The organism is Desulfitobacterium hafniense DCB-2 (assembly GCF_000021925.1).
Classification (GTDB): Bacteria; Bacillota; Desulfitobacteriia; order Desulfitobacteriales; family Desulfitobacteriaceae; genus Desulfitobacterium; species Desulfitobacterium hafniense.
Genome location: NC_011830.1, coordinates 3,915,119 through 3,940,571, shown reverse-complemented (window position 1 = coordinate 3,940,571; position 25,453 = coordinate 3,915,119). Strand labels below are relative to the sequence as shown.

The window sequence follows — 25,453 nt, the reverse complement described above, 5'->3', positions numbered from 1 at the left end:
CTGCTCCTTTTATGTAAAGATCATGTCCTAAGAAATAGATACATATGTTTGGAGGGTTTTAACTATGGCAGAAGTAACTGCAGCTCAAGTAAAAGAGCTCCGTGAACGTACCGGAGCAGGAATGATGGATTGTAAAAAGGCTCTTAATGAAGTCGGTGGCAATATGGATAAAGCGATTGATTTCCTTCGTGAAAAAGGTCTCGCTGCTGCAGCCAAAAAAGAAGGACGCATCGCGGCTGAGGGGATCGTTGAAGCTTATATTCATGGCGGCGGAAGAATTGGCGTCATGCTTGAGCTTAACTGCGAAACAGACTTCGTGGCCAATACGGATGGTTTCAAACAATTTGCCAGAGATATTGCTCTACAAATTGCTGCGGCCAAGCCCCGCTACCTTGCCAAAGCCGATGTTCCTGAAGAAGAGCTGGAACACGAAAAGAATATCCTTAGAGCTCAGGCTTTAAATGAAGGAAAACCTGAGAAGATCGTTGATAAAATGGTCGAAGGAAGGATCTCTAAATTCTATAAAGAAGTATGTTTGCTTGAACAAGAATTTGTTAAAGATCCGGATAAGACGATTAATGATCTTGTGCTTGAAAAAACGGCAAAGATCGGGGAGCGTATCGTTATCCGCCGCTTCACCCGCTATGAAATGGGCGAAGGTATCGAGAAACGCGAAGAAGATTTTGCTGCAGAAGTTATGAAAGAAATGAACCGCTAAGGTAAGCAATTAGAGGACACTTAGGTGTTCTCTTTTTACACCGTCAGCAAGTATAAACTTGAATATAGAAGAGGATTATTTTTCGTTATGTAGAAATATGTATTTGGAGGTTCAGCAATGGAAACACCACGATATCGCCGGGTTATCTTGAAGCTTAGCGGGGAAGCGTTAGCTGGGAGTCAGGGATTTGGTATTGCTCATGAGATGCTTGTAACCGTTGCCGAACAAGTTGTTGAAATCCAGAAACTTGGGGTAGAAGTAGCCTTAGTGGTTGGTGGTGGAAACATCTGGAGAGGAATCGCGGGGAGTAAGCAAGGGATGGATCGGGCCAATGCGGATTATATGGGAATGCTGGCTACGGTCATGAACGCTTTAGCGCTGCAGGATGCCATGGAAAAGGCTGGTGCGGCCACCCGTGTTTTGTCCGCTATAGAAATGAGACAAGTGGCAGAACCCTATATCAGAAGACGGGCTATCCGCCACCTTGAGAAAGGACGCGTTGTTATTTTTGCGGCTGGGACCGGCAACCCTTACTTCTCGACGGATACCACGGCAGCGCTGCGGGCGGCGGAGATTGAAGCTGAAGCTATTCTGATGGCTAAACGTGTGGATGGAGTGTATGACAGCGATCCCCTGAAGAATCCTGAAGCTAAGAAATACGATAGATTGACCTTTTTGGATGTGCTTAGTCAGGGATTGGGAGTCATGGACTCGACAGCAGCTTCATTGTGTATGGACAACAATATTCCTCTTATCGTGTTTGATCTCAACAAAAAGGGTAATATCCGCAAAGGGATTATGGGTGAATCCATTGGAACATATGTAGGGAGGGATAAGTAATGATTAATGACGTTTTAAAAGAAGCAGAAGACCGGATGGTCAAAGCGGTGGAAGCGCTGAAAAGAGAATATGCTACGATTCGGGCCGGGCGGGCTAACCCCAACATGTTGGACAAGATCACTGTGGAGTACTACGGTACCCAAACTCCGGTGAACCAACTTGCCAATATTTCCGTACCGGAGCCACGCATGCTGACGATTCAGCCCTGGGATAAGTCCAGTCTGCCCATGATTGAGAAAGCGATTTTAAAATCTGATTTAGGATTGAACCCCTCAAGCGACGGTACAGTCATTCGTTTGCTCATACCTCAGTTAACCGCCGAACGCAGAACGGAAATCGTCAAGACGGTGAAGAAAAAGGCTGAGGATTCCCGGGTTGCCGTACGCAATATCCGCCGGGACTCCAATGACGAACTGAAAAAACTGGAAAAAGATCATACGGCTTCGGAAGATGAAGTTAAACGTGCCCAGGATGATGTGCAAAAAATGACGGATAAGTTCGTCAAAGAAATTGATCGTATTATGGGTACGAAAGAAAAGGAAATCATGGAAGTTTGATTTCCAGTGGCTCTGACCCCCTTTAAACATAAGGGGGTCTTTACCCTCTCTAAGGTCTGCCCATTGGAGGTGTGGAAATGTGGCATAGATTTTGGGACAAAAAAGAGCAAAGCAAAACCTTGGCCGATCAGCTGGATAAGAACAATTTACCCCGGCATATCGCGATCATCATGGATGGGAACGGCCGCTGGGCTCAAAAACGTGGCTTACCCCGAACTGTAGGTCATAAGGCTGGTGTTGAAGCACTGAGGGATATCGTCAAAGCTTGTTCAAATCTTGGCATTGAGGCCTTAACGGTTTATGCTTTCTCCACCGAAAATTGGAGTAGGCCTAAAGAAGAAGTCAATATTCTTATGAATCTATTGATCGATTATTTACGGCGTGAGCTGGATGAACTCCATGATAATAAAGTGCGTGTACAGATGATTGGCAATATGGAGCAGCTCCCCCTGGAAGCTCAGAGGGAATTAAAGCGCTCTATTAAGAAAACAGTGAATAATGGGGGACTTATTCTCAATTTAGCCCTAAATTACGGTGGGCGTGCTGAAATTACTTGTGCCGTACGGCAACTCTGTGAAAAAGTCTTGAAAAAGGAACTTACACCTGAGGAAATCACGGGTGAACTGATCTCACAGCATTTGTTTACTTCAGGATTATCTGATCCGGATTTGCTCATTCGAACTTCAGGTGAATTGCGTGTAAGTAATTTTTTATTATGGCAGATTGCTTATACCGAGATTATTGTCACAGAATGCTTGTGGCCTGATTTTAGTCCGGATCAACTGGTTGAAGCGCTGCTGGAATTTCAGAAGCGGGAGCGCCGTTTCGGCGGGTTGAACAAGCGGTAAGGAGTATCATATGCTGACAAGAACACTAAGCGCTTTGGTTTTAGTCCCTGTTTTACTGGGATTAACATATTTGGGAGGGGTATATACTGCCTTACTCGTGACGACGGTTTCCCTCATAGCGCTTAAGGAAGCTCTGGCCATTGGTCAAAAATTGGGATTTAAAGCATGGACGATAAGTTCCGGTATCTTTTCTATGCTATGGCTAGTGCTGATTTTTGCTGGTGAAATCCAGTGGAATTTTCCTTTAATGATCGCCTGGCTTCTGTTTGCTATGGGAAGAGCGGCTTTGGGGTATCCTAAAGTTAGCTTGGGGGAAGCGGGATATAATTGCTTTGCTCCCATTTATACGGTGGTGCTGTTTTCTCACCTCTATCTGATCCGGGGATTTTCCGAAGGAATAGCTTGGGGTATCCTTACCTTTATTTTGGTATGGGCAACGGACACCTTTGCATACCTTATAGGGAGAGTTATGGGGAAGCATTTACTGGCCCCTCGGGTCAGTCCCAAAAAGACCATAGAGGGTTCCGTAGGGGGGCTGGTTTTTTGCATTTTAAGCGGTATCCTGGCTTGGAAGATGATCGGCGGCGCTCCCTTGGCAGGCTACATTGCTTTAAGCGGCATTGTAGCTATCAGTGCTCAGATTGGCGATCTGTTTGAATCCGCCCTGAAACGCAGTGTCAATATTAAGGATTCGGGGAATGTTATACCGGGACATGGGGGAATCCTCGACCGCTTTGACAGTCTTTTGTTTGTGATACCGATCATGTATTATTGGGTACTAATTGTGGGGTGATTCTATGAATCTTCAAGACGAACCAAAGCTTAAACAAAATATTAATCGCCTGGCGGTTATTACCTTTATTTTGGTTCTGCTTAAAGTCATTACCTTTTTCTTTATGGAGTTTATGCCGGTATTCGGCCAGGTTTTGAGTCAATTCCTTGCTGCGTTTTTACCCTTCATCATTGCTTTTTTCATTGCTCTTTTGCTGGAACCTTTGGTTTTGCGTTTTATGCAGGGATTGAAAGCAAGCAGACCCATCGCCGCGGTTTTAGCCTTAGTTCTTGCTATTTTGGGAATTGGCAGTATTGTCTTTTTGATTGTAGTCCGTCTTTATACGGAGCTGTCCGATCTGGGTAATTCTTTCCCTAGCTATGGCTATTTGGTGGGCTTTTTTAACAACATCCTCGGCACAATCGACAACTTTATCCAACTCAATCCTCAGATCCAGATTTCCATCAACAATGCTACCCAAGGGCTTATCGACTCCTTGCAGGGCTGGGCGCTTACAGGCAGTAAGGTTCTTTTGAATTTCATTTCTGCTTTGCCGGGAGTTTTTATAGTCTTAGTTGTATCCGTCGTAGCTACCTTTTTTATGAGTGCCAGTTATCCGGGGGTCAAGAATTTTTTCAGCAACCTGGTGCCTCGGAAGTGGAAACCCGGTGCCCGTTCCGTAAGCCGGGCTTTGGGCGCTGCGGTGGTTGGATTTGTTCGGGCGGAAGTCATACTTATTTCTGTGACCGGTATTATTTTAACGGTGGGGCTATTATGGATGGGTAATCCCTATGCCTTTACCATTGGGTTTATTTCGGCCCTTTTAGATCTATTGCCCATCGTTGGCACAGGGATGATCTTTGTACCCTGGATTGTTGGTTTGTTTATTTTGGGTTCGGTATCTGAGGGCATTAAGCTCTTAATTATATATTTGATAGCTACTGTCATAAGACAAATCCTTGAACCTAAAGTCATGTCCCAAAATATTGGCATCCATCCTTTGGCCACCATTATTTCCATGTATGTTGGTCTAAAGCTATTGGGTGGTTTTGGTTTGATTCTGGGACCTGGTTTAGTGATTATCTATGAAGCCCTAAGAAAAGCAGGCTTTTTTGGCAAATAAGAAGGTAGTGAGTGCGTGAAGAGATTGACAATTTTAGGCTCTACGGGGTCTATCGGCACCCAGACATTGGATATTGTGCGTCAAAATCCGGAACAGTTAGAGGTTTTTGCTTTAGCGGCAGGGAAGAATGTCCAGGAAATTGAACTTCAGGCCCGGGAATTTAAGCCTCAGATCATCGGGTTGATGGAGGAAAAGGCTGCCCGGGAATTAAAACAACGGGTGGCGGATCTGGATATTGAAGTGGTTTCCGGGATGGAGGGGCTCCTGCGCACCGTTACGGATGAGGTGCCGGATACGGTGGTAACGGCCATCAGCGGGCGCATTGGTTTGGAGCCGACCATGGAGGCCTTGAAGGCGGGAAAAGACATCGCCTTAGCCAATAAGGAAACCTTGGTTGCCGGCGGCGATTTGGTGATGGGAACAGCCCAAAGGCTGGGCAGAACCATTCTTCCCGTGGATAGTGAACACTCGGCCATCTTCCAATGCTTAGAAGAAGATCCGCGTACCCTGGACAAGATCATCCTGACGGCTTCCGGCGGTCCATTCCGGGGGTGGTCTGAAGAACAATTGAGGGAGGTCACTCCGGAAAGAGCTCTGCAGCATCCTAATTGGGCGATGGGAGCAAAGATAACCATTGACTCCGCCACCATGATGAATAAAGGCCTGGAAGTTATTGAGGCTCATCACCTCTTCAATATGGAGTATGATCAGATTGACGTCTTGATCCATCCGCAAAGTGTGATTCATTCTATGGTTCAATACTGTGATGGGAGTGTTCTGGCACAATGTGGAAGACCGGATATGCGTTTGCCTATCCAGTATGCCTTAACTTATCCGACCCGCTGGCCTAACCCCTTTGAACGACTGGATTTACGGGGAAAGACCTTAAGCTTTTTTGACCCGGAGGATTATGATTTCCCTGCCTTGAAGCTTGCTTACGCTTGTGGAAAACGGGGAGGTACGTTGCCGGCTGTGATGAATGCCGCCAATGAAGTTGCGGTTCATGCCTTTTTAGCACGCAGGGTAGCTTATCTGGAAATTATCGGCTTGGTGGATAAGGTTTGCTCGGAACATGATGTGTTAGATGCCACAGATTTGGAAACCATACTTAATGCGGATCATTGGGCTCGTATCCGTACGGAAGAGCTTATCCATAGCTAGAAGCGACGGACATTCAATGTGGAGTACGCATTGCTTTTCTAAAGAAGACAAGGCATAGTTGAAGATAGATTGGTATAAGATTAAGAGAACACAAGCAAGACACCCATTCATAGTGGGGAATGGAGGAGGGTTTAGTTTGGTAAGTGCTATAGCTGTGGTATTTGCTTTCGGGCTGTTGGTGATGATTCATGAACTGGGTCATTTTATTGTGGCTCGTTTAAACGGCATCAAGGTTTTGGAGTTTGCGTTTGGCTTTGGGCCGAAGATCATTGGTTTCCAGGGTAAAGAGACCGCTTACTCCCTAAGGTTGATTCCTTTAGGCGGTTTTGTGAAACTCTATGGTATGGATGCTGAAACAGATGAAAATGGAAACCAGGTTTTAGCTGCTACCACAGATCCGCGGAGCTTCAGCAATAAAAAAGTGTGGCAGCGGATGTCGGTGATCGCTGCCGGACCCATTATGAATTTAGTCCTGGCCATCTTCCTGTTCATGATTGTCTTTGCTTACTTTGGCATCGCCACGGCAACCAATACCAATGTGGTGGGTTCCCTTATTGAAGGAATGCCCGCCCAAGCCGCAGGGATTGAAGCCGGGGATAAGATTGTTTCAGTCAATGGCGTGGAGACTCCTACCTGGACGGACTTAACCCAAGCGATTCATATTAAGCCGGATCAAGAAGTTGTGCTGGTGGTTGAGCACCAGGGAGTACAAAGAGCCCTCACCATAGGGACTCAAAAAGACCCCGCCTCAGGAAATGGTCTGGTAGGGATCAGTCCGGAAGTGGTCTATCAGAAGACAACTCTATTGGAGGCGGCACGCTATGGCCTGGAACAAACCATTAATTTCACTCGTTTGATCCTGGTCACGTTAACCCAGATGATTACAGGTGAGACCAAGGCTGAACTGGGAGGACCGGTAGCCATTGTCCAGGCTATCGATCAAAGTGCTGAATCAGGCTGGGAGAATTATTTAGGATTTATTGGGATATTGAGTATCCAGCTGGGCCTGCTTAACCTTTTTCCCATTCCGGCCCTGGATGGAAGCCACCTGGTCTTTTTGCTCATCGAGGGATTGAGGGGTAAACCGATGAATCCCGAACGGCAGAACTTTATTCATTTCCTGGGCTTTGTTTTCTTAATGTGCCTGATGCTGGCCGTAACCTATCAGGATATTTTAAAACTCTTCACCGGCAAAGGCTAAGGAGGCTTCAATGTGGAGCGTAAGCTGACGAAAACAGTGCGAATTGGCGATGTAATCATAGGGGGAGGCAGTCCCATCGTCGTCCAATCCATGACCAATACAGATACCCGGGATATCCCCGCTACCCTGGCTCAGATTCAAGCTTTGGCCCGGGCGGGGTGTGAGGTGGTGCGGCTGGCCGTGCTGGATCGGGAAGCAGGCTATGCTCTCGGGGAGATCGCCTTGAAGAGCGAACTGCCTGTTATTGCCGACATCCATTTTGATTATCAGCTGGCTTTGCTGGCCATCGAACAAGGCGTGCACGGGCTAAGACTGAATCCGGGCAATATCGGTGCCCGCTGGAAGGTGCAAGAGGTGGTCCGGGCTTGCAAAGAAAGAGAGATACCCATACGAATCGGGGTCAATGCCGGCTCATTGGAAAAAGAAATTCTGGAAAAATATCAGGGAGTTACTCCTGAAGGCATGGTGGAAAGTGCTTTAGGGCATATCCACTTACTTGAAGAAGAAGGTTATGATAAAATCAAAGTCTCTTTAAAAGCTTCCCATGTTCCGCTGATGCTGGCGGCTTACCGCAAGATGTCGGCAAGGGTGGATTACCCCCTCCATATAGGAGTCACTGAGGCAGGAACGGTACGTTCCGGAGTGGTAAAATCTGCGGTAGGTATCGGCAGTCTCTTAGCCGAAGGGATAGGAGATACCCTGCGCGTATCTCTCACCGGAGATCCTGTTCAGGAGATTCCTGTAGCCCTGGAAATTTTAAAAGTTCTCGGGTTAAGGAACCGGGGAGTGGAGCTGATCAGCTGCCCTACCTGCGGCCGCACTCAGGTGAATCTGGCTGAACTGGCAGAGAAGGTGGAGGACAAGCTTTCCCATCTGCCCCCTTTGGATCGGCCCTTGAAAGTTGCCGTGATGGGCTGCGCAGTCAACGGACCTGGAGAAGCCCGGGAAGCAGATTTTGGTATTGCCGGTGGCAAAGGCATGGGCTTGCTCTTTAAAAAAGGGGAGATTGTCGCCCGTTTATCGGAAGAAGAACTATTGCCCGCTTTACTTGCGGAAATTGAAAATTATGTGAAACAGTATGGAAGGGAGCAGCATTCATGCGTGTAAGCCAAATTCTCAATCCCACTCTGCGGGAGGTTCCTGCCGAGGCGGAAGTAGTCAGTCATCAATTGTTGGTCAGGGCGGGGTTAATTCGTAAATCCGCAGCCGGCATCTATACCTACTTGCCTTTGGGCTTGCGCGTATTGCGCAAAATCGAACAAATCGTCCGGGAAGAAATGGATGCCAAGGGAGGACAGGAAGTCCTGCTCCCGATTATTCAGCCTGCCGAGCTCTGGCGTGAGAGCGGTCGCTGGGATCTATACGGACAGGAGCTGATGCGCCTTAACGACCGCCACAATCGGGAATTCTGCCTGGGACCGACTCATGAAGAGATCATCACCGATCTGATACGGGGTGAAATCCGTTCCTATAAACAGCTGCCCCTGCTCCTTTATCAAATCCAAAACAAATACCGGGATGAGCGGCGCCCCCGTTTTGGTTTAATGCGGGGCCGGGAGTTCATTATGAAAGATCTCTATTCTTTTGACCGGGATGAGGCAGGCTTAGCGGAAAGCTATAAGAAAATGTATGATGCCTATACCCGGATCTTTACCCGCTGTGGTTTGACTTTCCGTCCTGTAGAAGCCGATGCCGGAGCCATTGGCGGTACGGGAGGCACTCATGAATTCATGGTCTTGGCTGAATCCGGGGAAGCTGCCGTAGTTTATTGCCCTGATTGCGATTATGCCGCCAATGTAGAGAAGGCTGAATGTAAGCCCGCCCCTGTAGCCGGCGATGCTCCCGTAGGAGCTTATCGCGGCGTGGATACGCCTGGAACGAAGACCATTGAACAGGTGGCTGAATTCTTGAAGGTCTCCAAGAGTGATCTGGTCAAATCCCTCCTTTATCAAGGCGATGATAAACTCTTCTTGATACTGGTGCGGGGAGATCGGGAAATCAATGAAATCAAAGTGAACAATGCCCTTGGTCCCTTTATCAATCTCCAGCTGGCCGGCCCTGAGGTTGTACTGGAAAAACTGGGCTGCGAACCAGGCTATGTAGGCCCCATAGGTGCACCCAAGAACTTAACGGTGGTTGCTGATTTAGAAGTGCCTCTGATGGCGAAAGCTGTTTGCGGTGCCAACGCTGAGGACAAGCATTATGTGGATGCGGTACCGGAGAAGGATTTCCGTATCGATCAGATTCTTGATCTGCGCATGGTAAACGCCGGGGAGCCTTGCCCCCAATGCGGCAGCCCTCTCAAAGAAGCACGGGGCATCGAGGTGGGTCAGGTCTTTAAACTGGGTACCAAATACTCCAAAGCTCTCAATGCTGTATTCCTGGATGAGAACGGAGCTGAACATCCCTGCGTCATGGGATGCTACGGTATCGGGGTCAGCCGTACCATGGCTGCGGCCATTGAGCAAAACAATGATAAGGACGGCATCATCTGGCCTATTCCCATTGCTCCCTATCATGTGATCGTCGTTCCCGTCAACATGAAGGATGACCAGGTCCGTGAAACGGGTGAGGCCTTATACCAAGAACTGCTGAAGCTCGGAGTAGAAGCCGTCCTGGATGACCGGGATGAGCGCCCCGGAGTCAAGTTCAAAGACGCGGACCTTGTGGGCTATCCCCTGAGAGTGACCGTAGGCAGCAAGACTTTAGCCAATGGCGAAGTCGAGCTTCGGGATCGCAAGACCGGGGAAGTCCAGCTGGTGAAGGTGGAAGAACTGGCAGGCCGTATCCAGGGAATGATTCGAGAAGCATTAGGCGTTAAGTAAAGAGCGATAACGCGGCATAATATGAGCGGTATGACCGGGAGGAGCTGTAAAGGCATCTCCCGGTTTATTTTTCAACCAGGTTAGTTTTAAGGTTTTTCCAATCCTTGACTTTACTTAGTGGGAATGATAATTTTACATTAGTGGATATTATAGGAGGTTAGGCCCATGGTTATAAGAAAAGAAGATATTCATAATTTAGTCGAGCGTCTTCCTGAAGATGATCAAAAAACTGTTTTTGATTTCATGCAGTATCTATTAAATCGTTCCACCCAAAAAGAAGAGGGGTGGGAACAAATTAATCAAGCGGACCCGGATGATGAACCTCTAACTGAAGAAGAACTTCGCCAGCTTAACAGTGATGACGGTTACGTTACAGGGGAGGATGCTAAGCGTGAATTCGGATTACAGGTTGATTTACCGTAAGGAAGCGGTAAAATTTCTAGCCAAACAGGACGTGTCTGCCCAAGAGCGTATTGCAAAAGGGCTGGCAGGTCTTTTAGAAATTCCTCCTAGCGGTGACATAAAGCTCCTGAAAGGCTACAAGAAGTTGTACCGTCTTCGCGTTGGCTCATACCGCATACTTTTTGAGATCAGTCATACTGAAAGGATTATCTACATTCAGGTGATAGACTCCCGTGGAGGAGTGTATAAATAAGTAAAAGCTGATTGTCCTTATATTATGGGAGACCAGCTTTTTTTATAGAGTATGGCTTTTGTATCGTAACGTTGATTTACTCATAATCATACCGGGTTGGAAGATAGAGGAACTTTTGCTTGCATGTAGATATCAGCAATAGCTGATGATTTTTATTGGTAGGTGTGGAGGGAAATATGGGTAGATTGTTTGCTGTTATATTGCTCTTGATTTTTGGAATTATAGGAACATTGTTTAACAACACACATCATCCTTCAGGTCGAACTATTGAGGAAGCTATAGAAAGATCCGGGAGGGAGGTTGTGGCGATTCTCCATAGAGAGAAAGTAAATGACGGAGAAGTGGTGTTCTATCATAAAGGGATCAATAATGGGGAAGCTCACAGCGTAGCGGCTGGATATGTTCAACGGACCAATAGTAGCTGGAAATGGGTGTTCGGCGGAGAGCATACTGGAATAGATGAAGTAACAGCTCAATATTTTCCCTCTACGAAAGGATACGTGAAAAGCCCCTTTCCCTTAGCGTATGGTGAAAGTCTAAGAGAGGATATCGCTAGTATCGGCGTCCTAACTAAGAATTCAGATATAGAAAAGAAAGTTCGCATTGTCGGCAACGGAGAAGGCAAGATATGGTTTGTCTTTTTGAATCCTTCGGACGGAATATTAACTAAAATTGTAGGTTATAACCAAGTGGGGGAAATAATTTTTTCAAGCGACTATGTTGAACCATAAAGTGGGACCTAAATATAGATTTAGAGTGATATAGGGATCAAAAAGGCAGGGGCAGATCAATTCTTGCGCTGCCTTGATTATTTTAAAAAGATAAAACGATAAAGTTTGTTTTGTAAGAACGGACAATCCCTCTTGCAAGAATGTATGTTCTGTTATATTCTTATCATGGAGGGAACGGATATGGATGTATTTGATAAACTCACGATTTTAACAGACTCCGCGAAATATGATGTAGCCTGCACTTCCAGCGGAGTAGAGCGGAAGGGCAGAGCAGGCAGCATTGGCAATACGGTAGCAGCCGGGATCTGTCATAGCTTTGCCGCAGACGGCCGCTGTATAACCCTGCTTAAAGTGTTGCTAACCAATGTTTGTGTCTACGATTGTAAATATTGCATCAATCGCAGCTCCAATGATGTTCCCAGAGCTGCCTTTACTCCCCGGGAGCTTGCCGACCTGACAATTAATTTTTATCGCCGCAATTATATTGAGGGACTGTTTTTGAGTTCGGCGGTCATAAAAAACTCCAACTATACCTCCGAACTACTGATTAAGACTTTGGAACTTTTGCGCCATGAGTACCGGTTTGCCGGATATATTCATGTCAAGGCTATTCCCGGCACGGATAATGAGGTCCTAACCAGGCTGGGTTATCTGGCGGACCGGGTCAGCGTTAATATTGAACTGCCATCTCAGGAGAGCCTGAAGCTTTTAGCCCCCGATAAGAGCAAGGAAGCTATTCTCCGGCCTATGGGTCTGATCAAAGGTAAAATAACGGAAAATACTACGGATCTGATCAAATACCGCCATGCTCCGAAGTTTGTCCCGGCAGGTCAAAGTACCCAGCTCATCGTTGGTGCTACACCGGATACCGATTATAAAATTCTGACCCTGGCGGAGGGGTTGTATAAGAAATATCAACTGAAACGGGTCTTTTTCTCGGCCTACATACCGGTCGCTGAACACAGTCTGCTGCCGGCCGTTTCCGTAAAACCTCCCTTGTTGAGAGAGCATCGCCTTTATCAAGCGGATTGGCTCCTGAGGTTCTACGGTTTTGAAGCCCGGGAACTGTTGGATGAAGGCCATCAGAATTTTAATTTGCATGTGGATCCCAAATGCAATTGGGCCCTTAATCACCTGGACCAGTTCCCCGTCGAGATCAATCAAGCTCCGTATGAAATGCTCCTGCGGGTACCGGGAATCGGCGTAACCAGTGCCCGCCGGATTTTGCGGGCACGGAAAATAGCCCATCTGGATTTCGCAGGGTTGAAAAAGCTGGGCGTTGTCCTTAAGCGTGCTCAGTACTTTATTCTTTGCAAAGGAAAAACCTTGGCGGGGCTTAAGGTGGCTCCCCATAATGTGATGCAGGCTCTGATGTCCGAGCGGATCATCGCCGGTCTTCCTTCCCAGGCTCCCCAGCAGTTGGCCTTATTTGAGGAACCGCCCCTTTCCCGAGAGGATGTGATTCAGTGTTTGACGGGGCAACTTTAGTTTACAAATACGACGGAAGCTTTGAAGGGCTCATGTGCTGCGTCTTCGCAAGCTATGAGCATAAAGAAATCCCCCTCGACATTCTTCCGCCTGAAGGTCAGCCCGGCCTTTTTGATATCCTCAAGACTATAGAGACAGATCACCAAAAAGCTCAGCGGGTGTATGACTCCATTCCCATCAGGATCTCCCTGGAAGCACAGGAATTGGTGAAGCTTGGCTTCCTGACCTGTACCCCACAAAAGGAACGCCTGATTTTTCTTTTTCTAAGGCTGGGATACAAGGTAGGCGGGAAAGTTATGGGGATGCTGACTGATGACAATGTCCATGCTTTACAGAAAGCCGTACGGAACTTAACCTGTGAAAGCCATCGTTATAAAGGGTTCGTCCGGTTTTCAATCTATAATGAAGCCTTGGTTGCCATGATTGAACCAGAGAATTTCGTGTTGCCTTTGCTGGCTTATCACTTCTCCAACCGTTACCCCAATGAAGTCTTTATGATTTTTGACAAAACCCATAAGGCCGCCCTCATTCATCAAGCAGGCAGAGTGGAAATTCTGGATATTGAAGATTGGGAGCTGCCGGAGCCGGACGAAGAGGAAGTGGAATATCGCCGCCTCTGGCAGCAGTTCTACAAAACCATTGCCATTGAAAGCAGGGATAATCCCCGCTGCCGTATGAATTTCATGCCCAAACGCTTTTGGAAGCATCTGACGGAGTTTTATCCTGAGCAGAAGGTTAAAGCACATCCCATCCCTGGGGAGCAGGCTAGGCTCCTTGGCGGCAGCAGTTAGCCTTAATCTTTGGTAATATGGACCTGGGTGTATGGAACAAGATATACAAGCACAATAGAGAAAATACCAGGAAGTGTAATACCTATGCCAGGAATAAGTTTGAATTTCAAATTTGTTTTAACGGTTGGTTTAGAACCCCCTGCCATCAATGAATGGCAGGGGGTTCTATTATATTTAAGCAAAAACAAAAAGCAATGAGATTTTTACTAAATTATTAATTTTAGGAAGGAATTGGTGATTACATACCGAAAATATACCATTATATGGTATATAAAGAAATTAAAGGAGAGATCGTATGAAGAGCAAAAAGAGGTTAATTCCATTCGTTTTACTCGTACTGATATTCTCATTTATCCCCTTAGGGGCATTTGCTGCTTTTGATGATTATGGCTATAATCCTCAAGGAAGATCATTTAAGGGGACTTTGGACAATTGGGAAGCTTTCATTCATAACCAATCGGCTGCTGCTTGGGACCCTGAAGCAACCGATGTCATGTTTTTGGAAAGAAAGTGGGATAAGCGTTTTGCTCCGATGTTAACGGGCGAAATCCCTTTACAGGGTGCCTGGCAAAAGGCAAAATTATGGCAGTACTTGTCTGGTGAGCAAGCAGGATGGACTTGGCGTCAGGAGCTGGAGGTAGTTTATTCGCCAAATCAACCGATACCCGGGGCTATGGAGCTTACGGAAAATGAAATGGGGATTCCAGGTTTTTATTGTGTGAAATTCAAAGAGTGGGTAACTGGCCCAAAGGGACAGAAAGTGACTATAGAAGATCTTTCTGTGGATTCAGGTATCATCCAAAAGGCACTTAAAGCCGGAGAATGAAGTGGCGAAATTACCAATTGGTTGGTAATTTCTTTGTAAATGCTGCTTGTTATACAGGTATCGTTGTAAAAAGTGTATTATTAGAATCAAATATCGTTGTATTTTTTGTTGAAATAGGGCATACTTACCGTGAGAGGTGATATCTCATGTATAGAACAGCGATAGAAGAATTGCATAGATGGAAAGCCAAGCGGAATAAAAAGCCGCTTATTATCCGCGGCGCCAGGCAGGTCGGCAAAACCTGGCTTATGAAGGAGTTTGGCAGGGTCGCCTTTGCAAAGACTGTCTACATCAGCCTTGACAACAATCGGCGCATGAAGGAGTTGTTTTCAGCCGATCTGGATGTGGAACGGATCGTGACAGGGTTGGAACTCTATTCCGGCCAAAAGATTGATCCCGCCAATACGTTGCTTATCTTCGATGAAGTACAGGAAGTGCCAACGGCCCTGACTTCGCTTAAATACTTTAACGAGAACGCTCCCCAATATCAGATTATAAGTGCCGGTTCACTCCTGGGCGTGGCGCTGCATCAGGGAACATCATTCCCTGTGGGCAAGGTGGAATTTTTGGACTTATATCCCTTAAGCTTTACAGAGTTTTTAAATGCTATGGACAAAGGTCGATATGTAGAACTATTGCAAAAAGGCGACTTTGATATGATAGCCACTTTTAAGCAGACTTACGTTGATATGCTCAAATATTATTACTATGTGGGCGGCATGCCGGAGGTCGTACAAAGCTTTTCGGAAACTAAGGATTTTGGTGAGGTGCGGGAAATACAACAGCGTATTCTTGATGCCTATGAGCAGGATTTTTCCAAACACGCGCCCCATGATGTTGTGCCGAGAATCCGTATGCTTTGGAACAGCATTCCCGCCCAGCTCACCAAGGAAAATAAGAAGTTTATCTATGGCCTAATCAAAGAAGGTGCGCGGGCTAAGGAATACGAGCAGTCCATGCTTTGGCTGACCGATTGCGGCCTTGTTCATAAGGTGCATCGGGTGAATGCGCCCAGCCTGCCGCTAAAAGCCTATGAGGACTTGAAAGCCTTTAAGCTGTTCCTTGTGGATATCGGTCTGCTTTCCTGTATGGTACGACTGAACCAAGGCACTCTTTTGGATGGTAACGAGCTTTTCAAGGAATTCAAGGGCGCGCTGACCGAACAGTATGTATTGCAGCAGCTAAGAACCCTTAAAGAGCTGGAAGCCTATTATTGGACAAACGACCGCGGTAGCGCCGAGATCGACTTTGTTGTGGATGACGGACATAAGGTCATTCCCATTGAAGTAAAAGCAGAAACGAATCTGAAGGCGAAAAGCCTGAAAATGTATCAGGAAAAATTTCGACCGGAGCTCTCCATCCGCGCCTCCATGGCTGATTATAGACGCGAGAACAGGCTGCTAAACTTGCCTTTATATATGGTTGAAATGATGGGCTTATTGTTGAAAGAAGCTGAATGATGAGCCGATTGCAGGAATGGCCAAATTACCAACCGGTTGGTAATTTGCCTCCTCACACCAGTTGCTTTTAGAGCTTTTGGGACTATGCCTTTGAACTGACCATGTGCCTGTAGTTCAAATGGTGCAACGGTGCACCATTTGAGTTTATGTCGTCGGCGATAAGAGCGAAAAGGAGGTTTCTATGAAAAAACTCGGATTTATCATCCAGATATTAGGCCTGATATATATGCTAGGTATAGCGATCCTTTCATTCAGCACAAATCCCCCTTTTCCCATGTTTACCCCGGATAGCATCTCAATAAATGTTATCCCTGGCGTGGTGTTGATCGTTTTAGGATTTTTTTTAAAGGGTAAGAAAGGGAAAGAATAGATACTTTCCATATCTTTCAGCCGGGGTGCATTATTATTCAGCTATGACGGGGTTTAAATGATTATTCAAAAAGCCGCAGGATATGGAAAAAGAGGTTCGGACGTTTGGGGTAGGCGAGGAGGTAATAATGCGTCTAAAGTTAGCTTTGTTGTTACTAAGTTCATTATTGTGTCTGTTAAACGGTTGTGCTTCCAAGGGCGCGCCGCCCTCGGCAAGCAATGTGCAAGAGAATAGCTCAGGAGAAACTGAATCAAAAAATGAGGCTGCTTTCAACCGAGCAGATAATTTTTTGGCAAACTTCTCGCAGGAATTTTCGGATTTTGAGCTATTGGACTATGTGAAGGGTAGTAGTAAAAATGCCCCGATTATGCTGGTTGGAGTAGCCAAAAACCTTAAAGATAATACTTCATCCACTTTGTTTATTGTGGATAGCAACGGTATCGGACTGGTGGGATTGGCCGCAGGATTAGATGCTGCCTACCGTAGTGAGGATGGGTTGAAGTTATCTGATAATGTAGTGTTGCTGTCTCTGAATGTATGGACTCAAGCTGAAAGTTCAGTAGAAGGCGGTTTCTTAGAGAATAAGGTGCGGAAAATCCATGATTTTGAAATCACGGTTACTCAAAATGAAGAACAAGGCGGTGTGAATACTGTCTATACTAATAAGGAAACAATTCGTTCTGACTGATTATTTGAGATCATAGAAGCATAAATTATGTATAGGTGCAGTATAAGACTATAAACTTAGGGCTAACTGGAAGTTTGGGGGATGTGACCGACGTCCCCAATGAAATAAACTGTTATCCGCTCCAACGGGGCGGATTGTTTTTTTACCATTGAGCAGGAAATTCACCATTATTTGTCTAAATAATCATATGGTGGAATAAAACGGAGAGTTTAGACATGGAAAACGAGAATTCAGACAGGGCCTACAGGAAAGCCCATCGATTAAATTGAACTGTATCGGAGGTGGAGACGATGGAGATCATGCCTTTGCTTATTGTTCTGTTTGCATCCATTCCCGAAGAATTTCTTATTACTGTATTGGGGTTAAAGCTCTTTGGGGTAAAGATACGTCCTTTGATAGGGAAGATTGTTGTGATTGCTATACTGCAGGCTGCCATATCTTTTAGCGTCAGATTGCTGCCACTGCCTTTTGGCATTCATACTATTCTGCAGATTCCATTGTTTGCTCTACCTTTATACTTACTTCTAGGTCTTCCCTATCTATATTCTTTGGTCGTTATTTTAATCAGCGCAACGCTATATACAATTTTAGACGCTTCGATAATTCCTTTTTTGCTTTACTGGACGGGGATACCGTTGGAGGCGGTTCTGACCAATACTACTTTGAGGTTATTGTTTTTCATCCCTCAGTTCATGATCATGCTTTTACTGGTGATTATTGTTTCCCTTAAAAGAATTAAGATATTCGATATTAACAATTATAAATTAGTTAACAGGGAGTAAAGGAAAATGGACATTATCAAAAAGGCATTTCCTTTAACCGCCTTAATCATGTTCCAACTTCTTGTTATTGCCTTATTTAATTTAAGCATCAATATTCCTCATGAGGTGTTTGCGAAGGGAACTATGGTCAGTTGGTTATTGCCGATTAACATAATTTTACTGACACTTACTTTTATCTCCGTTGCAGTTATCAACAACACATTTAAGAACTTGGAAGAAGAGATAGAGAACAAATTAAGAATGGAAAGCCAGGAGCAATTAAAAGAGTTATTGCAGACAATGCGTGGGCAAAGACATGATTTTAGCCACCATTTCCAAACAGTTTACGGGTTCCTCTCTGTAGATGCCTATGATGAAGCTAAGCAGTATTTGGAAGAAAGCCTTGCCCAGATTTCAGTAGCGAATGAAATGATACGATCCGACAATCCGGGGTTGAATGCTTTGTTATATGTTAAAAGTGGTGAAATGGAGCGTTATGGAATAAGCTTTTCACTTGATATTCGATCTTCTATAACCTCGCCATTGAAACCATCAGAGTTAAATGCTGTAGTAGGGAACCTACTGGATAATGGGATACAAAAATTATCAAATACACAATTACCTAATCTTCAAATAGTGTTTGAAGCTTGCCAACGAGGCGGATTACTCATACTGGCTATAAAGGATAATGGGGCTCCTGTGGAGCCATTACACTTGGATAAGCTTTTTCTTCCGGGCTTTAGTACCAAGTCAAACGGGCAAGGATTAGGTTTGTATAATGTAAAGCAGATATTGGAAAAATATGGCGGTGAAATACAAGTCGAGAATGACAATGGGTTAACAACATTCAGAGTGTTACTGCCGTTATGAAGAGGTGTTCTATGGGCATTCCCGATCTGTCCTGCTCTATAGCCAATTACTTTGGCAGGGAACTGGAGCTGGATGAGGATAAGACCGATATTTTGCGTTATGGTTTCGAGGTTATTATTGGCGAAGGGCTCAAGGTGATTAGCATATTCGTTATGGCCTCTTTACTTGGGCTTACACCTTATGTATTGGTCACATTCTTGACAGTAGGAACCTATCGGCTGTTTTCCGGAGGATATCATTCAGAGACTTACAGCCGTTGCTTTATTTTCAGTATGTTCTTCTTTTTAGGTATGGGAAAAATAACCCAGCTTCTGCTTCCCTATTTTAAGCTGTCTGTCGCTCAGATAATCACCCTTATCTTTATAGTTTTTGTCTGGAGCTTATGGATTGCCATCAAATGGGCACCCGCTGAGACACCCAATAAACCCCTTGCCGAGGATGAAAAGGCAGACAAAAGAAATTTTCTGTTATCTGGGTCTTGCTTTGGTTTTTGGTGACAAGCTTTCTTGCCCTTGTATTTCCTGGGGAACAGACCGGAATAATTGTCCTGGGGACGCTTTTAGCTCATATTTTTCAGTCATTTAGCGTTACCCCGTTAGGCTTCAAGGTCATGCGTTTACTTGATACCCTGCGGATAAAATAATTAAACCAAAAAGGAAGGGAATAGGACCATGTTTAAGAAAAGTATGTTATCATTTCTGGCTTCAGTGGTATCAGCAGTTGCTCTCCTCGCGGTGCAGCCTACAAGTCTGGTTACCATTTACCAACCTAAAGTACCTAAAGCCCTGCAGAAATAAGAGGGCAAGATGGTGTTAAGAGTACTTATAGTTGAAGACGATGCTAATATGCGCCTGATACTCAAACGGGCGCTTTTTGGCATTCCCAATGTGGAAGTCGTGGGGGAAGCGGGAAATGGAACAGAGGCCGTCGGCCTTGCTGCCGAGTTAGAGCCGCATGTGATTATTATGGATGTTGATCTACCGGGTAAAGACGGGGTTGAAGCCTCCAGGGAAATTCTCAATATTAGTCCTGATGTTTTTTTGGTTTATGCCACGGGGCATCCGGAATATATGGCGGAAGCGTTTGAAATGTACGCCTTTGATTATCTTGTAAAACCCTATAGGATGGAGCGGCTTACTCAAACCATCACGAGGATTCAGAAGCTTATAGAATCCAAGGGAAAAGGCATACAGCAAAGCAGAGAAGAGGGTAGTAATTCGGTAGGTATTAAGAATAAGATTGCAGTAAAAATTGAGGGTAAGCTAACCTTGATTGATACGACTAAAATCATTTACACTACTCGTGATAAACGGAAAACGGTAATTCATACTATTGATGGGAAGGTAACAGTAAACGAATCCTTGGAAGGCCTGGAGAAAAGATTAGCAGGATATAACTTTATGAGGACGCATCGAAGCTATCTTGTAAATTTGGATAGGATTGTTGAAATACAGCCTTTGTCACGTAATGAATATTTAGTGATTTTTGGTGAAACGAAAGAAAGAGCTTATATCACTGATGAGAAATACAGGGAATTGCAAATTAAATTGAATTTTAGATAACGTGGGAGATGGAAATGTCTTGCGCTTTTTTGTAACCAAAACGAGATTCTGGACATGGAAAGAGAGAACTTAGACGTTTTCAGTAGGCAAGGAGGTAGTAATAATGTATTTTATATTTAAGCATTTGGAAGAGTGACATCAAGAAGATTAGGCCGTGATTTCGAAGACGTGGTAAATAATCCGAAATTTTGGCGAATAATTTGAATACAACTGAAGAAATTGATTTTGTAAGTAGTTTGAACTATTACTACGGGCGGGGAATTGAGCACATGCCTACAGTAACTTTATAACTAAATAATTGCTGATTTTCTCTACAAGCGATGTTCTTATGGAAAATTGCTTGCTTTTGAAGGGCTAGAAAAACTAAAGATTAAAGGCAAGGAGCACTTAATTAATGAATGAAATTGACACTATGTCACAGTAGCCTCTTTCCTATTTTGTGCTGACGCGTAGCGGCAGAGTGGAGGTTAGCATGAAAATAAAAACAGCAGACATGGTACAGACAATATTATGGGGACTTATTGCTGTCTCATGGTTGATAGGTTATATTTTTGAGAATGGGATAGCATTAATAGTGTGTGTTGGCTTATTGATGATCATCATAATTATAAGAATTTTATTTTGGCGGTGCCCATACTGTGAGAAATATATTGGCCGAGACTTAGGAAAGTATTGCAGAAATTGTGGGAAAGAACTGAAATAATAACAAAAATTACCATGAATTCATATGGATGGTATGCTTAATAGCATGAAGCCGTAATGGTATGGCTTCCCGATTAGGCTGATATGAGATAAATATGCTGTCCTTTTCGACCATTATGAGGGAAGGCTTTGCGCGCTGTTTTTAGAAAGGGGAGTAAAATAAAAATTCGTAGAACAGGCTCGTTAATTTTAGCGTTAGTGATGTGCTTTACAATGACGGTGCAAGCAGCTGTAGTTTCTGCTTACGAAGGAAATTTTGATGAGGTTTATAAAGCAGAACCTATCGACACTTGTCAAGAGACCTTCTTTAGAGGAGATACTTATGTTAAATCCGAAGAATTTGATGACATCTATGAAGATGGAAATCAATATGTAATGGTGATCAAATCAGCAGACGAAGGTAGTACACAAAGTGTGATTATTCCAGTTGATAGAAAGAATGTTGAATTTTCTAATGCAGCTGCAGTAGAGGCATTTATGAGTAGAGAAAATATTCCAAAAGAGGCAATTGACAGTTTTAATGAAAAGTATCAGTTGTATTTGGAAGCAGATGAAGAGAATATTGCACCGCCTGCTTTGGTTTTGTTTGAACCGGCAGAAGCTATGGTGAACAAAGCAAATGGAGACCCAGATCAAATAACATATTATACATATAATGGCTGGCCGATGATGACATATCAATTTAACTATACAAATTTGAGTTCGAATTGGAAGACCATAAAAACAGGAACAGCGACCAAAGATACAGCATCTTTAGTTAAAGAGGTTAGTCTTTCACTTGGATCAATTTTGAAGGGAAAACTATCATTTTTCTCTTCTGGAGTTAGTGTTTTGAATGCTTTTCTGAATCATTATGGTTTGACATCCACTCAAGTATCGAAGAATGTAGAGGATTATTTTTCAGCAAGACTTGTGTGGGATCAGGTGGAAAAGTACACCATGAGGGATTTCGGCGGATTAACAGGCTGGCAAACTGGTCTTGTTACGTATAAGGTTACAATAAAGAGATTGGGACAAGAAACGTATTTTGCAAATACTGGAAAGGTGCCCTATCTTACTGATCGGACCTTCAATGAAGAAGTGAAATCAGATCATTTTGATAACCCGTGGGCAACGGCATTTGCTAATGGTACCTATACAGTATGGGAGTATATTTCGTGGTCTGCAGGAAGCGTAAGGTATGACTTTTCTTAAAGCAATTTAGACTTAAATTGAGGTTATTGGTTTATTTTTATAGGGCGCGCAAAGTACTTTCCCACTGTTACCTTTTAGGGTGACAGTGGGAAAGTACTTTTGTTACTTTCTCATTGATAAGGTAACAACCAGGTGTTTTCAGCAGAAATATATGGCATCGTCCTTATTCCCTTTGACTGTGTATATTCCGGCGTGAGAGCCACATCTGCACGGTAAAATAGCCACACCATGCCGGATAGATAGTCACTTTGAGGTAGACTTGACATGGGCCCCCACATCGGATGCTTCAATGGGTCGAGGACTGTGGCTCCTTATGATGTATTCCTCTTGGGTAAGCCCCATCCCTTGGTTTAGGGTAGCATCCGCTGTCCCCATGTCAAGTCTTGCTCTGGGGTCAATGAAAAATATATATGGCTCAATTTTTAAAGGTCGGCTCTCTTTACTTAAATATTCAGTGCGGCTCTTCCGATATGGTGTGGCTATTTATCCGGTGAGGTGTGGCTATCTGTCTGTGCAAGGGTGGCTCAACGGGCGGAATATACAGACTGCCCTGACTCACTTGGGGTTTGTGATAGTCACGTGTAGAAGGTTGATTCGGAGGCGATATAGGTTCCTCGATCCGCAAGGATCGGAACAATTTCACTGGGAGGTAAACTTTTGAATTCAGGTTGATTGATTATTTCTAGAATTTCCTTGCGTTCTGCTTCCGTAAGTTTATTCGCTGGCTCCGGACGCTTTGCTAGGATTTACGCATTATTGTTCCAAGAGTCAAAAAGGATATTTCCGAGTCAAAAGGAAGACGTCCAAGAAGAAAAAGAGATTGCGGCTGGCAGAGATGAATATATGGATTAAAGAAAATCGCCACCTGCCAATCCATACGATGTTTGTAGCGCTAAACTTAAAATTGCGCGGCCATTATCAGTACTACGGCGTCACCGATAATAGCCCGAGCATCCACACTTACTACTTCAGGACAATACATGCGCTCTTCAAATGGTTGAATCGCAGAAGTCAGAAACGCAGTTACACATGGGAAGGGTTCAAGCTGTTTTCCACTGGCGTTGCCAAGCGTAAGGGTAAGCATTTACGGCTAACAGCCAGCAAATCTCAAGATGAAGAGCCGTGTGCGTTAATTGCGCCCGCACGGATCTGTGAGGGCTTGGGTGCCGTGAGGCGTTCTTGCTACTTGACAATACTTTGCACATAGAACCTTCAGTTAAGATCTGAGATAATGAGCTTTAAGAAAGATTATTTAAACCGGGAGGTATGTATAATGGACATTAAAATAAAGAAAATTTTGCTATATCTAACAAATACAATTGTTGTACTTTTGGCTTTAAGTAGTTTCTATTTAGTCGCATTGGCTCTTTACAGCAATTTGTTACGCATGTTACCGTAGGAATGAAGGGCATATGAGCTGGATAAATATTCTTATACCATTAATTGGCCTTGCGGCTTTTGTGTTTTACTATAGATCAAAAAAGCTTATAATGATGATGTTTTCTGGGGTATTGCTGCTTTCTCAACTGTTTCTAATGTTTTTTGCGGGATAAGAATCTGCAAAGCGTTCCTGCTGCAACTCAAATGTTGCAGCGCTGCACCATTTGAGTCTAAAATATTTTATAGACTAGCCATCGCTTCCTTCCCATATTATTCAGCTATCAGAAGCGGGATATCTATGCTAATATTAAATCAGTACCTATGATTTTCGAAGCCCTATTAAAATGGATAAGAAGGAAGTGCTTAGCTGGAATGAATAAAAAGATAGTATCTCTCATGCTTGTGCTCATTTGCACAATGACTCTTGTAGCCTGTTCGACAGGGACGGCTAATGTAAACCAGGAAAAAAGCCCCCAACAGATCGCTGAGGAATCTTTTGCAAAGTGGTATGGGCTTAAGAGCTATGATATGGATATGACTATGAATATGAAGTTTTCTGTCGAAGATGAGGTTCTGGATATGTCCATGACAGGAAAAGGAACTGTATTTCAAAACCCGATGAAAATGAAAATGGTTATGGAAACCACTATTCCTGGCATGGGTCAAAAAATGACGATAGAGCAGTATGCAGAGCAAAATGAGCAAAAGATGGCTATCTATCAGAATATCGAAAACAACTGGCAAAAAATCACCTTTGATGACCCAGCCATGATGGAAACGATGTATATGGATCCCAAGGATAACCTTAAATTGTTTATGGACCATCTTGTCTCGGCAGAAATCATTGGGGAAGAAAAAATTGACGGGAAAGATGCCTTAAAGATAAAGCTGGTGGCTTCAGGAGATATCTTTGACCAGATTTTCCAGGAAACAGCCGGCGATATGCTTGGCTTAGGGAATGGTCTGATCAGTGCGGATGTCTTTTCTCAGATAGGGGATATGGTCTATACGATCTGGGTTGATAAAGCTACTCTTGATACATTGAAGTGTCAAATGGATCTATCCGAGAATATGAGAAACTTAGGTAAAGCTCTGGCTGAAGAGCCAAATATGCCTGCAGAGATAAAAGACATCTTCGCTAATGCGGAAATATTTATGGAATACACGATTTTAAACCCAAATAACGCCCAAGACTTCACCATTCCTGAGGAAGCTATAAACGCTCCAGAGATGGAATTACCAGCCTCTTAAAGAAATTGACGAATCATTTCAAATAGCTTGCACTATCTCCCAGTATGTGCTATAGTTTAAAGAAGAGAAATTCTATTGCAGCCGAAGAGGAGTGGGTCTTGAACCCACTCTTTCCTTTGTTTTGTATAACTCATGAAAACCTCGCAACACTAATCATAGTGGTTATTAAAATAAGAGGAGGATGGCTATGGGAGAATCCATCATGGAACAAGTTGAAGCGATCATTGCACCGGTAATAACCGAACAAGGCCTTGAGCTGGTTGATGTCGAATATGTTAAGGAAGGTGCACACTGGTATCTCCGCATCTATATTGATAAAGAAGGCGGAGTGGATATTGATGATTGCACTAATGTAAGCCATTTGGTAAGCGAGGTATTGGATAAGCATGACCCGATAGCCCAAGCGTATATGCTTGAAGTCTCTTCACCGGGATTGGAACGCCCACTGAAGAAGGATGAAGATTTTGAACGCTTCACAGGAAAGCTCGTCCGGGTCCTGACCAAAGAAGTATATCAGGGATATAAAGAATTTACCGGTTATTTAGTGGGTTTAATCGAGGATGATATCGTTTTGGAATATGAAAAGGAAAGAATGGCCATCCCCAGAGCGATAGTAGATAAAGCTAATCTGACCTTTGAGTTCTAGTGTAGTGATATGTTTTGGAACATAATATAAGGG

The 25,453-nt window shown here is 44.3% G+C and carries 28 protein-coding genes and 1 pseudogene; 28 read left to right on the top strand and 1 reads right to left on the bottom strand.

All coding sequences use genetic code 11. From position 1 onward, the window contains the following. The first annotated feature begins 64 nt into the window (after positions 1-64). From tsf to DHAF_RS18390, 26 genes are all read left to right on the top strand, one after another. Positions 65-718 carry a translation elongation factor Ts gene (gene tsf, locus DHAF_RS18510; protein ID WP_005810670.1) on the top strand — a complete coding sequence of 218 codons (654 nt, stop codon included), beginning with the start codon at positions 65-67 and terminating at the stop codon, positions 716-718. 117 nt (positions 719-835) lie between these two features. After that, a complete protein-coding gene (gene pyrH, locus DHAF_RS18505) occupies positions 836-1,558 on the top strand; it encodes a UMP kinase (protein WP_005810668.1) in 723 nt (240 codons plus the stop codon). Then, positions 1,558-2,115 (top strand): ribosome recycling factor, encoded by a 558-nt coding sequence (frr, locus tag DHAF_RS18500; protein WP_015944743.1) that lies wholly within the window; start codon positions 1,558-1,560, stop codon positions 2,113-2,115. The genes pyrH and frr overlap by 1 nt, the downstream gene beginning before the upstream one ends. A gap of 77 nt (positions 2,116-2,192) precedes the next feature. Then, positions 2,193-2,963 carry an isoprenyl transferase gene (locus tag DHAF_RS18495; RefSeq protein ID WP_015944742.1) on the top strand — a complete coding sequence of 257 codons (771 nt, stop codon included), beginning with the start codon at positions 2,193-2,195 and terminating at the stop codon, positions 2,961-2,963. A 10-nt stretch (positions 2,964-2,973) separates the two neighbouring features. Further along, positions 2,974-3,756 carry a phosphatidate cytidylyltransferase gene (locus DHAF_RS18490; RefSeq protein WP_015944741.1) on the top strand — a complete coding sequence of 261 codons (783 nt, stop codon included), beginning with the start codon at positions 2,974-2,976 and terminating at the stop codon, positions 3,754-3,756. Between the two features lie 4 nt (positions 3,757-3,760). After that, positions 3,761-4,858, top strand: coding sequence for a sporulation integral membrane protein YtvI (gene ytvI / locus DHAF_RS18485; protein WP_015944740.1), 1,098 nt, complete (start codon positions 3,761-3,763; stop codon positions 4,856-4,858). Positions 4,859-4,873: 15 nt separating this feature from the next. Continuing rightward, positions 4,874-6,019 carry a 1-deoxy-D-xylulose-5-phosphate reductoisomerase gene (locus DHAF_RS18480; protein ID WP_015944739.1) on the top strand — a complete coding sequence of 382 codons (1,146 nt, stop codon included), beginning with the start codon at positions 4,874-4,876 and terminating at the stop codon, positions 6,017-6,019. A 136-nt stretch (positions 6,020-6,155) separates the two neighbouring features. After that, the gene (gene rseP / locus DHAF_RS18475; RefSeq protein WP_015944738.1) at positions 6,156-7,220 is read left to right on the top strand and encodes an RIP metalloprotease RseP; all 1,065 of its coding nucleotides are present in this window, start codon (positions 6,156-6,158) and stop codon (positions 7,218-7,220) included. A gap of 12 nt (positions 7,221-7,232) precedes the next feature. After that, positions 7,233-8,327, top strand: a complete 1,095-nt coding sequence (ispG, locus tag DHAF_RS18470; protein WP_015944737.1) for a flavodoxin-dependent (E)-4-hydroxy-3-methylbut-2-enyl-diphosphate synthase — start codon at positions 7,233-7,235, stop codon at positions 8,325-8,327. After that, positions 8,318-10,045, top strand: a complete 1,728-nt coding sequence (locus DHAF_RS18465; protein ID WP_015944736.1) for a proline--tRNA ligase — start codon at positions 8,318-8,320, stop codon at positions 10,043-10,045. The genes ispG and DHAF_RS18465 overlap by 10 nt, the downstream gene beginning before the upstream one ends. Positions 10,046-10,210: 165 nt before the next feature. Then, a complete protein-coding gene (locus DHAF_RS18460) occupies positions 10,211-10,468 on the top strand; it encodes a hypothetical protein (protein WP_015944735.1) in 258 nt (85 codons plus the stop codon). Then, positions 10,437-10,700 carry a type II toxin-antitoxin system RelE family toxin gene (locus tag DHAF_RS18455; RefSeq protein WP_041271990.1) on the top strand — a complete coding sequence of 88 codons (264 nt, stop codon included), beginning with the start codon at positions 10,437-10,439 and terminating at the stop codon, positions 10,698-10,700. Before DHAF_RS18460 ends, DHAF_RS18455 begins: the two co-directional genes overlap by 32 nt. Before the next feature lie 176 nt (positions 10,701-10,876). After that, positions 10,877-11,431, top strand: coding sequence for a hypothetical protein (locus DHAF_RS18450; protein ID WP_015944733.1), 555 nt, complete (start codon positions 10,877-10,879; stop codon positions 11,429-11,431). Positions 11,432-11,611: 180 nt separating this feature from the next. Beyond that, positions 11,612-12,919: a putative DNA modification/repair radical SAM protein gene (locus tag DHAF_RS18445; RefSeq protein WP_015944732.1), complete on the top strand. Its 1,308-nt coding sequence runs from the start codon at positions 11,612-11,614 to the stop codon at positions 12,917-12,919. After that, positions 12,898-13,710: a TIGR03915 family putative DNA repair protein gene (locus tag DHAF_RS18440; RefSeq protein WP_015944731.1), complete on the top strand. Its 813-nt coding sequence runs from the start codon at positions 12,898-12,900 to the stop codon at positions 13,708-13,710. The genes DHAF_RS18445 and DHAF_RS18440 overlap by 22 nt, the downstream gene beginning before the upstream one ends. A gap of 295 nt (positions 13,711-14,005) precedes the next feature. Beyond that, positions 14,006-14,536, top strand: a complete 531-nt coding sequence (locus DHAF_RS18435) for a hypothetical protein (protein ID WP_015944730.1) — start codon at positions 14,006-14,008, stop codon at positions 14,534-14,536. A 146-nt stretch (positions 14,537-14,682) separates the two neighbouring features. Further along, the gene (locus DHAF_RS18430) at positions 14,683-15,996 is read left to right on the top strand and encodes an ATP-binding protein (RefSeq protein ID WP_015944729.1); all 1,314 of its coding nucleotides are present in this window, start codon (positions 14,683-14,685) and stop codon (positions 15,994-15,996) included. 181 nt (positions 15,997-16,177) lie between these two features. Further along, positions 16,178-16,366 carry a hypothetical protein gene (locus DHAF_RS18425; protein ID WP_015944728.1) on the top strand — a complete coding sequence of 63 codons (189 nt, stop codon included), beginning with the start codon at positions 16,178-16,180 and terminating at the stop codon, positions 16,364-16,366. Between the two features lie 127 nt (positions 16,367-16,493). Beyond that, a complete protein-coding gene (locus DHAF_RS18420) occupies positions 16,494-17,054 on the top strand; it encodes a hypothetical protein (RefSeq protein ID WP_015944727.1) in 561 nt (186 codons plus the stop codon). A 290-nt stretch (positions 17,055-17,344) separates the two neighbouring features. Next, positions 17,345-17,836, top strand: coding sequence for a hypothetical protein (locus DHAF_RS18415; protein ID WP_015944726.1), 492 nt, complete (start codon positions 17,345-17,347; stop codon positions 17,834-17,836). A gap of 6 nt (positions 17,837-17,842) precedes the next feature. Next, positions 17,843-18,685 (top strand): sensor histidine kinase, encoded by an 843-nt coding sequence (locus DHAF_RS18410; RefSeq protein WP_015944725.1) that lies wholly within the window; start codon positions 17,843-17,845, stop codon positions 18,683-18,685. Positions 18,686-18,696: 11 nt separating this feature from the next. Next, positions 18,697-19,182, top strand: coding sequence for an accessory gene regulator ArgB-like protein (locus DHAF_RS18405; protein WP_015944724.1), 486 nt, complete (start codon positions 18,697-18,699; stop codon positions 19,180-19,182). Between the two features lie 174 nt (positions 19,183-19,356). After that, positions 19,357-19,482 carry a cyclic lactone autoinducer peptide gene (locus DHAF_RS26815; RefSeq protein WP_080518286.1) on the top strand — a complete coding sequence of 42 codons (126 nt, stop codon included), beginning with the start codon at positions 19,357-19,359 and terminating at the stop codon, positions 19,480-19,482. A 9-nt stretch (positions 19,483-19,491) separates the two neighbouring features. Next, positions 19,492-20,247, top strand: coding sequence for a LytR/AlgR family response regulator transcription factor (locus DHAF_RS18400; RefSeq protein WP_015944723.1), 756 nt, complete (start codon positions 19,492-19,494; stop codon positions 20,245-20,247). 472 nt (positions 20,248-20,719) lie between these two features. Next, on the top strand, positions 20,720-20,950 hold the full coding sequence (locus DHAF_RS18395) for a hypothetical protein (protein WP_015944722.1): 231 nt from the start codon (positions 20,720-20,722) through the stop codon (positions 20,948-20,950). 128 nt (positions 20,951-21,078) lie between these two features. Next, entirely contained in the window at positions 21,079-22,143 is a 1,065-nt protein-coding gene (locus tag DHAF_RS18390; protein ID WP_015944721.1) for a DUF5022 domain-containing protein, read from the top strand. Between the two features lie 581 nt (positions 22,144-22,724). Here the strand turns inward: DHAF_RS18390 and DHAF_RS26450 are convergent. After that, positions 22,725-22,883 (bottom strand): annotated as a pseudogene (locus DHAF_RS26450) (helix-turn-helix domain-containing protein); the annotation flags it as partial. A gap of 1,012 nt (positions 22,884-23,895) precedes the next feature. Here DHAF_RS26450 and DHAF_RS18375 point away from each other — a divergent pair. Both DHAF_RS18375 and rimP read left to right on the top strand, forming a co-directional pair. Then, the gene (locus tag DHAF_RS18375; protein ID WP_015944719.1) at positions 23,896-24,774 is read left to right on the top strand and encodes a DUF6612 family protein; all 879 of its coding nucleotides are present in this window, start codon (positions 23,896-23,898) and stop codon (positions 24,772-24,774) included. A 187-nt stretch (positions 24,775-24,961) separates the two neighbouring features. Then, positions 24,962-25,420, top strand: a complete 459-nt coding sequence (rimP, locus tag DHAF_RS18370) for a ribosome maturation factor RimP (protein WP_015944718.1) — start codon at positions 24,962-24,964, stop codon at positions 25,418-25,420. The last annotated feature ends 33 nt before the right edge of the window (positions 25,421-25,453 follow it).

Bases quoted from the DNA above. Each gene is read 5' to 3' on its own strand.
- tsf (WP_005810670.1), top strand. From the start codon at position 65: ATGGCAGAAGTAACTGCAGCTCAAGTAAAAGAGCTCCGTGAACGTACC.
- pyrH (WP_005810668.1), top strand. From the start codon at position 836: ATGGAAACACCACGATATCGCCGGGTTATCTTGAAGCTTAGCGGGGAA.
- frr (WP_015944743.1), top strand. From the start codon at position 1,558: ATGATTAATGACGTTTTAAAAGAAGCAGAAGACCGGATGGTCAAAGCG.
- DHAF_RS18495 (WP_015944742.1), top strand. From the start codon at position 2,193: ATGTGGCATAGATTTTGGGACAAAAAAGAGCAAAGCAAAACCTTGGCC.
- DHAF_RS18490 (WP_015944741.1), top strand. From the start codon at position 2,974: ATGCTGACAAGAACACTAAGCGCTTTGGTTTTAGTCCCTGTTTTACTG.
- ytvI (WP_015944740.1), top strand. From the start codon at position 3,761: ATGAATCTTCAAGACGAACCAAAGCTTAAACAAAATATTAATCGCCTG.
- DHAF_RS18465 (WP_015944736.1), top strand. From the start codon at position 8,318: ATGCGTGTAAGCCAAATTCTCAATCCCACTCTGCGGGAGGTTCCTGCC.
- DHAF_RS18460 (WP_015944735.1), top strand. From the start codon at position 10,211: ATGGTTATAAGAAAAGAAGATATTCATAATTTAGTCGAGCGTCTTCCT.
- DHAF_RS18450 (WP_015944733.1), top strand. From the start codon at position 10,877: ATGGGTAGATTGTTTGCTGTTATATTGCTCTTGATTTTTGGAATTATA.
- DHAF_RS18445 (WP_015944732.1), top strand. From the start codon at position 11,612: ATGGATGTATTTGATAAACTCACGATTTTAACAGACTCCGCGAAATAT.
- DHAF_RS18435 (WP_015944730.1), top strand. From the start codon at position 14,006: ATGAAGAGCAAAAAGAGGTTAATTCCATTCGTTTTACTCGTACTGATA.
- DHAF_RS18430 (WP_015944729.1), top strand. From the start codon at position 14,683: ATGTATAGAACAGCGATAGAAGAATTGCATAGATGGAAAGCCAAGCGG.
- DHAF_RS18425 (WP_015944728.1), top strand. From the start codon at position 16,178: ATGAAAAAACTCGGATTTATCATCCAGATATTAGGCCTGATATATATG.
- DHAF_RS18420 (WP_015944727.1), top strand. From the start codon at position 16,494: ATGCGTCTAAAGTTAGCTTTGTTGTTACTAAGTTCATTATTGTGTCTG.
- DHAF_RS18415 (WP_015944726.1), top strand. From the start codon at position 17,345: ATGGAGATCATGCCTTTGCTTATTGTTCTGTTTGCATCCATTCCCGAA.
- DHAF_RS18410 (WP_015944725.1), top strand. From the start codon at position 17,843: ATGGACATTATCAAAAAGGCATTTCCTTTAACCGCCTTAATCATGTTC.
- DHAF_RS18405 (WP_015944724.1), top strand. From the start codon at position 18,697: ATGGGCATTCCCGATCTGTCCTGCTCTATAGCCAATTACTTTGGCAGG.
- DHAF_RS26815 (WP_080518286.1), top strand. From the start codon at position 19,357: ATGTTTAAGAAAAGTATGTTATCATTTCTGGCTTCAGTGGTATCAGCA.
- DHAF_RS18400 (WP_015944723.1), top strand. From the start codon at position 19,492: ATGGTGTTAAGAGTACTTATAGTTGAAGACGATGCTAATATGCGCCTG.
- DHAF_RS18395 (WP_015944722.1), top strand. From the start codon at position 20,720: ATGAAAATAAAAACAGCAGACATGGTACAGACAATATTATGGGGACTT.
- DHAF_RS18375 (WP_015944719.1), top strand. From the start codon at position 23,896: ATGAATAAAAAGATAGTATCTCTCATGCTTGTGCTCATTTGCACAATG.
- rimP (WP_015944718.1), top strand. From the start codon at position 24,962: ATGGGAGAATCCATCATGGAACAAGTTGAAGCGATCATTGCACCGGTA.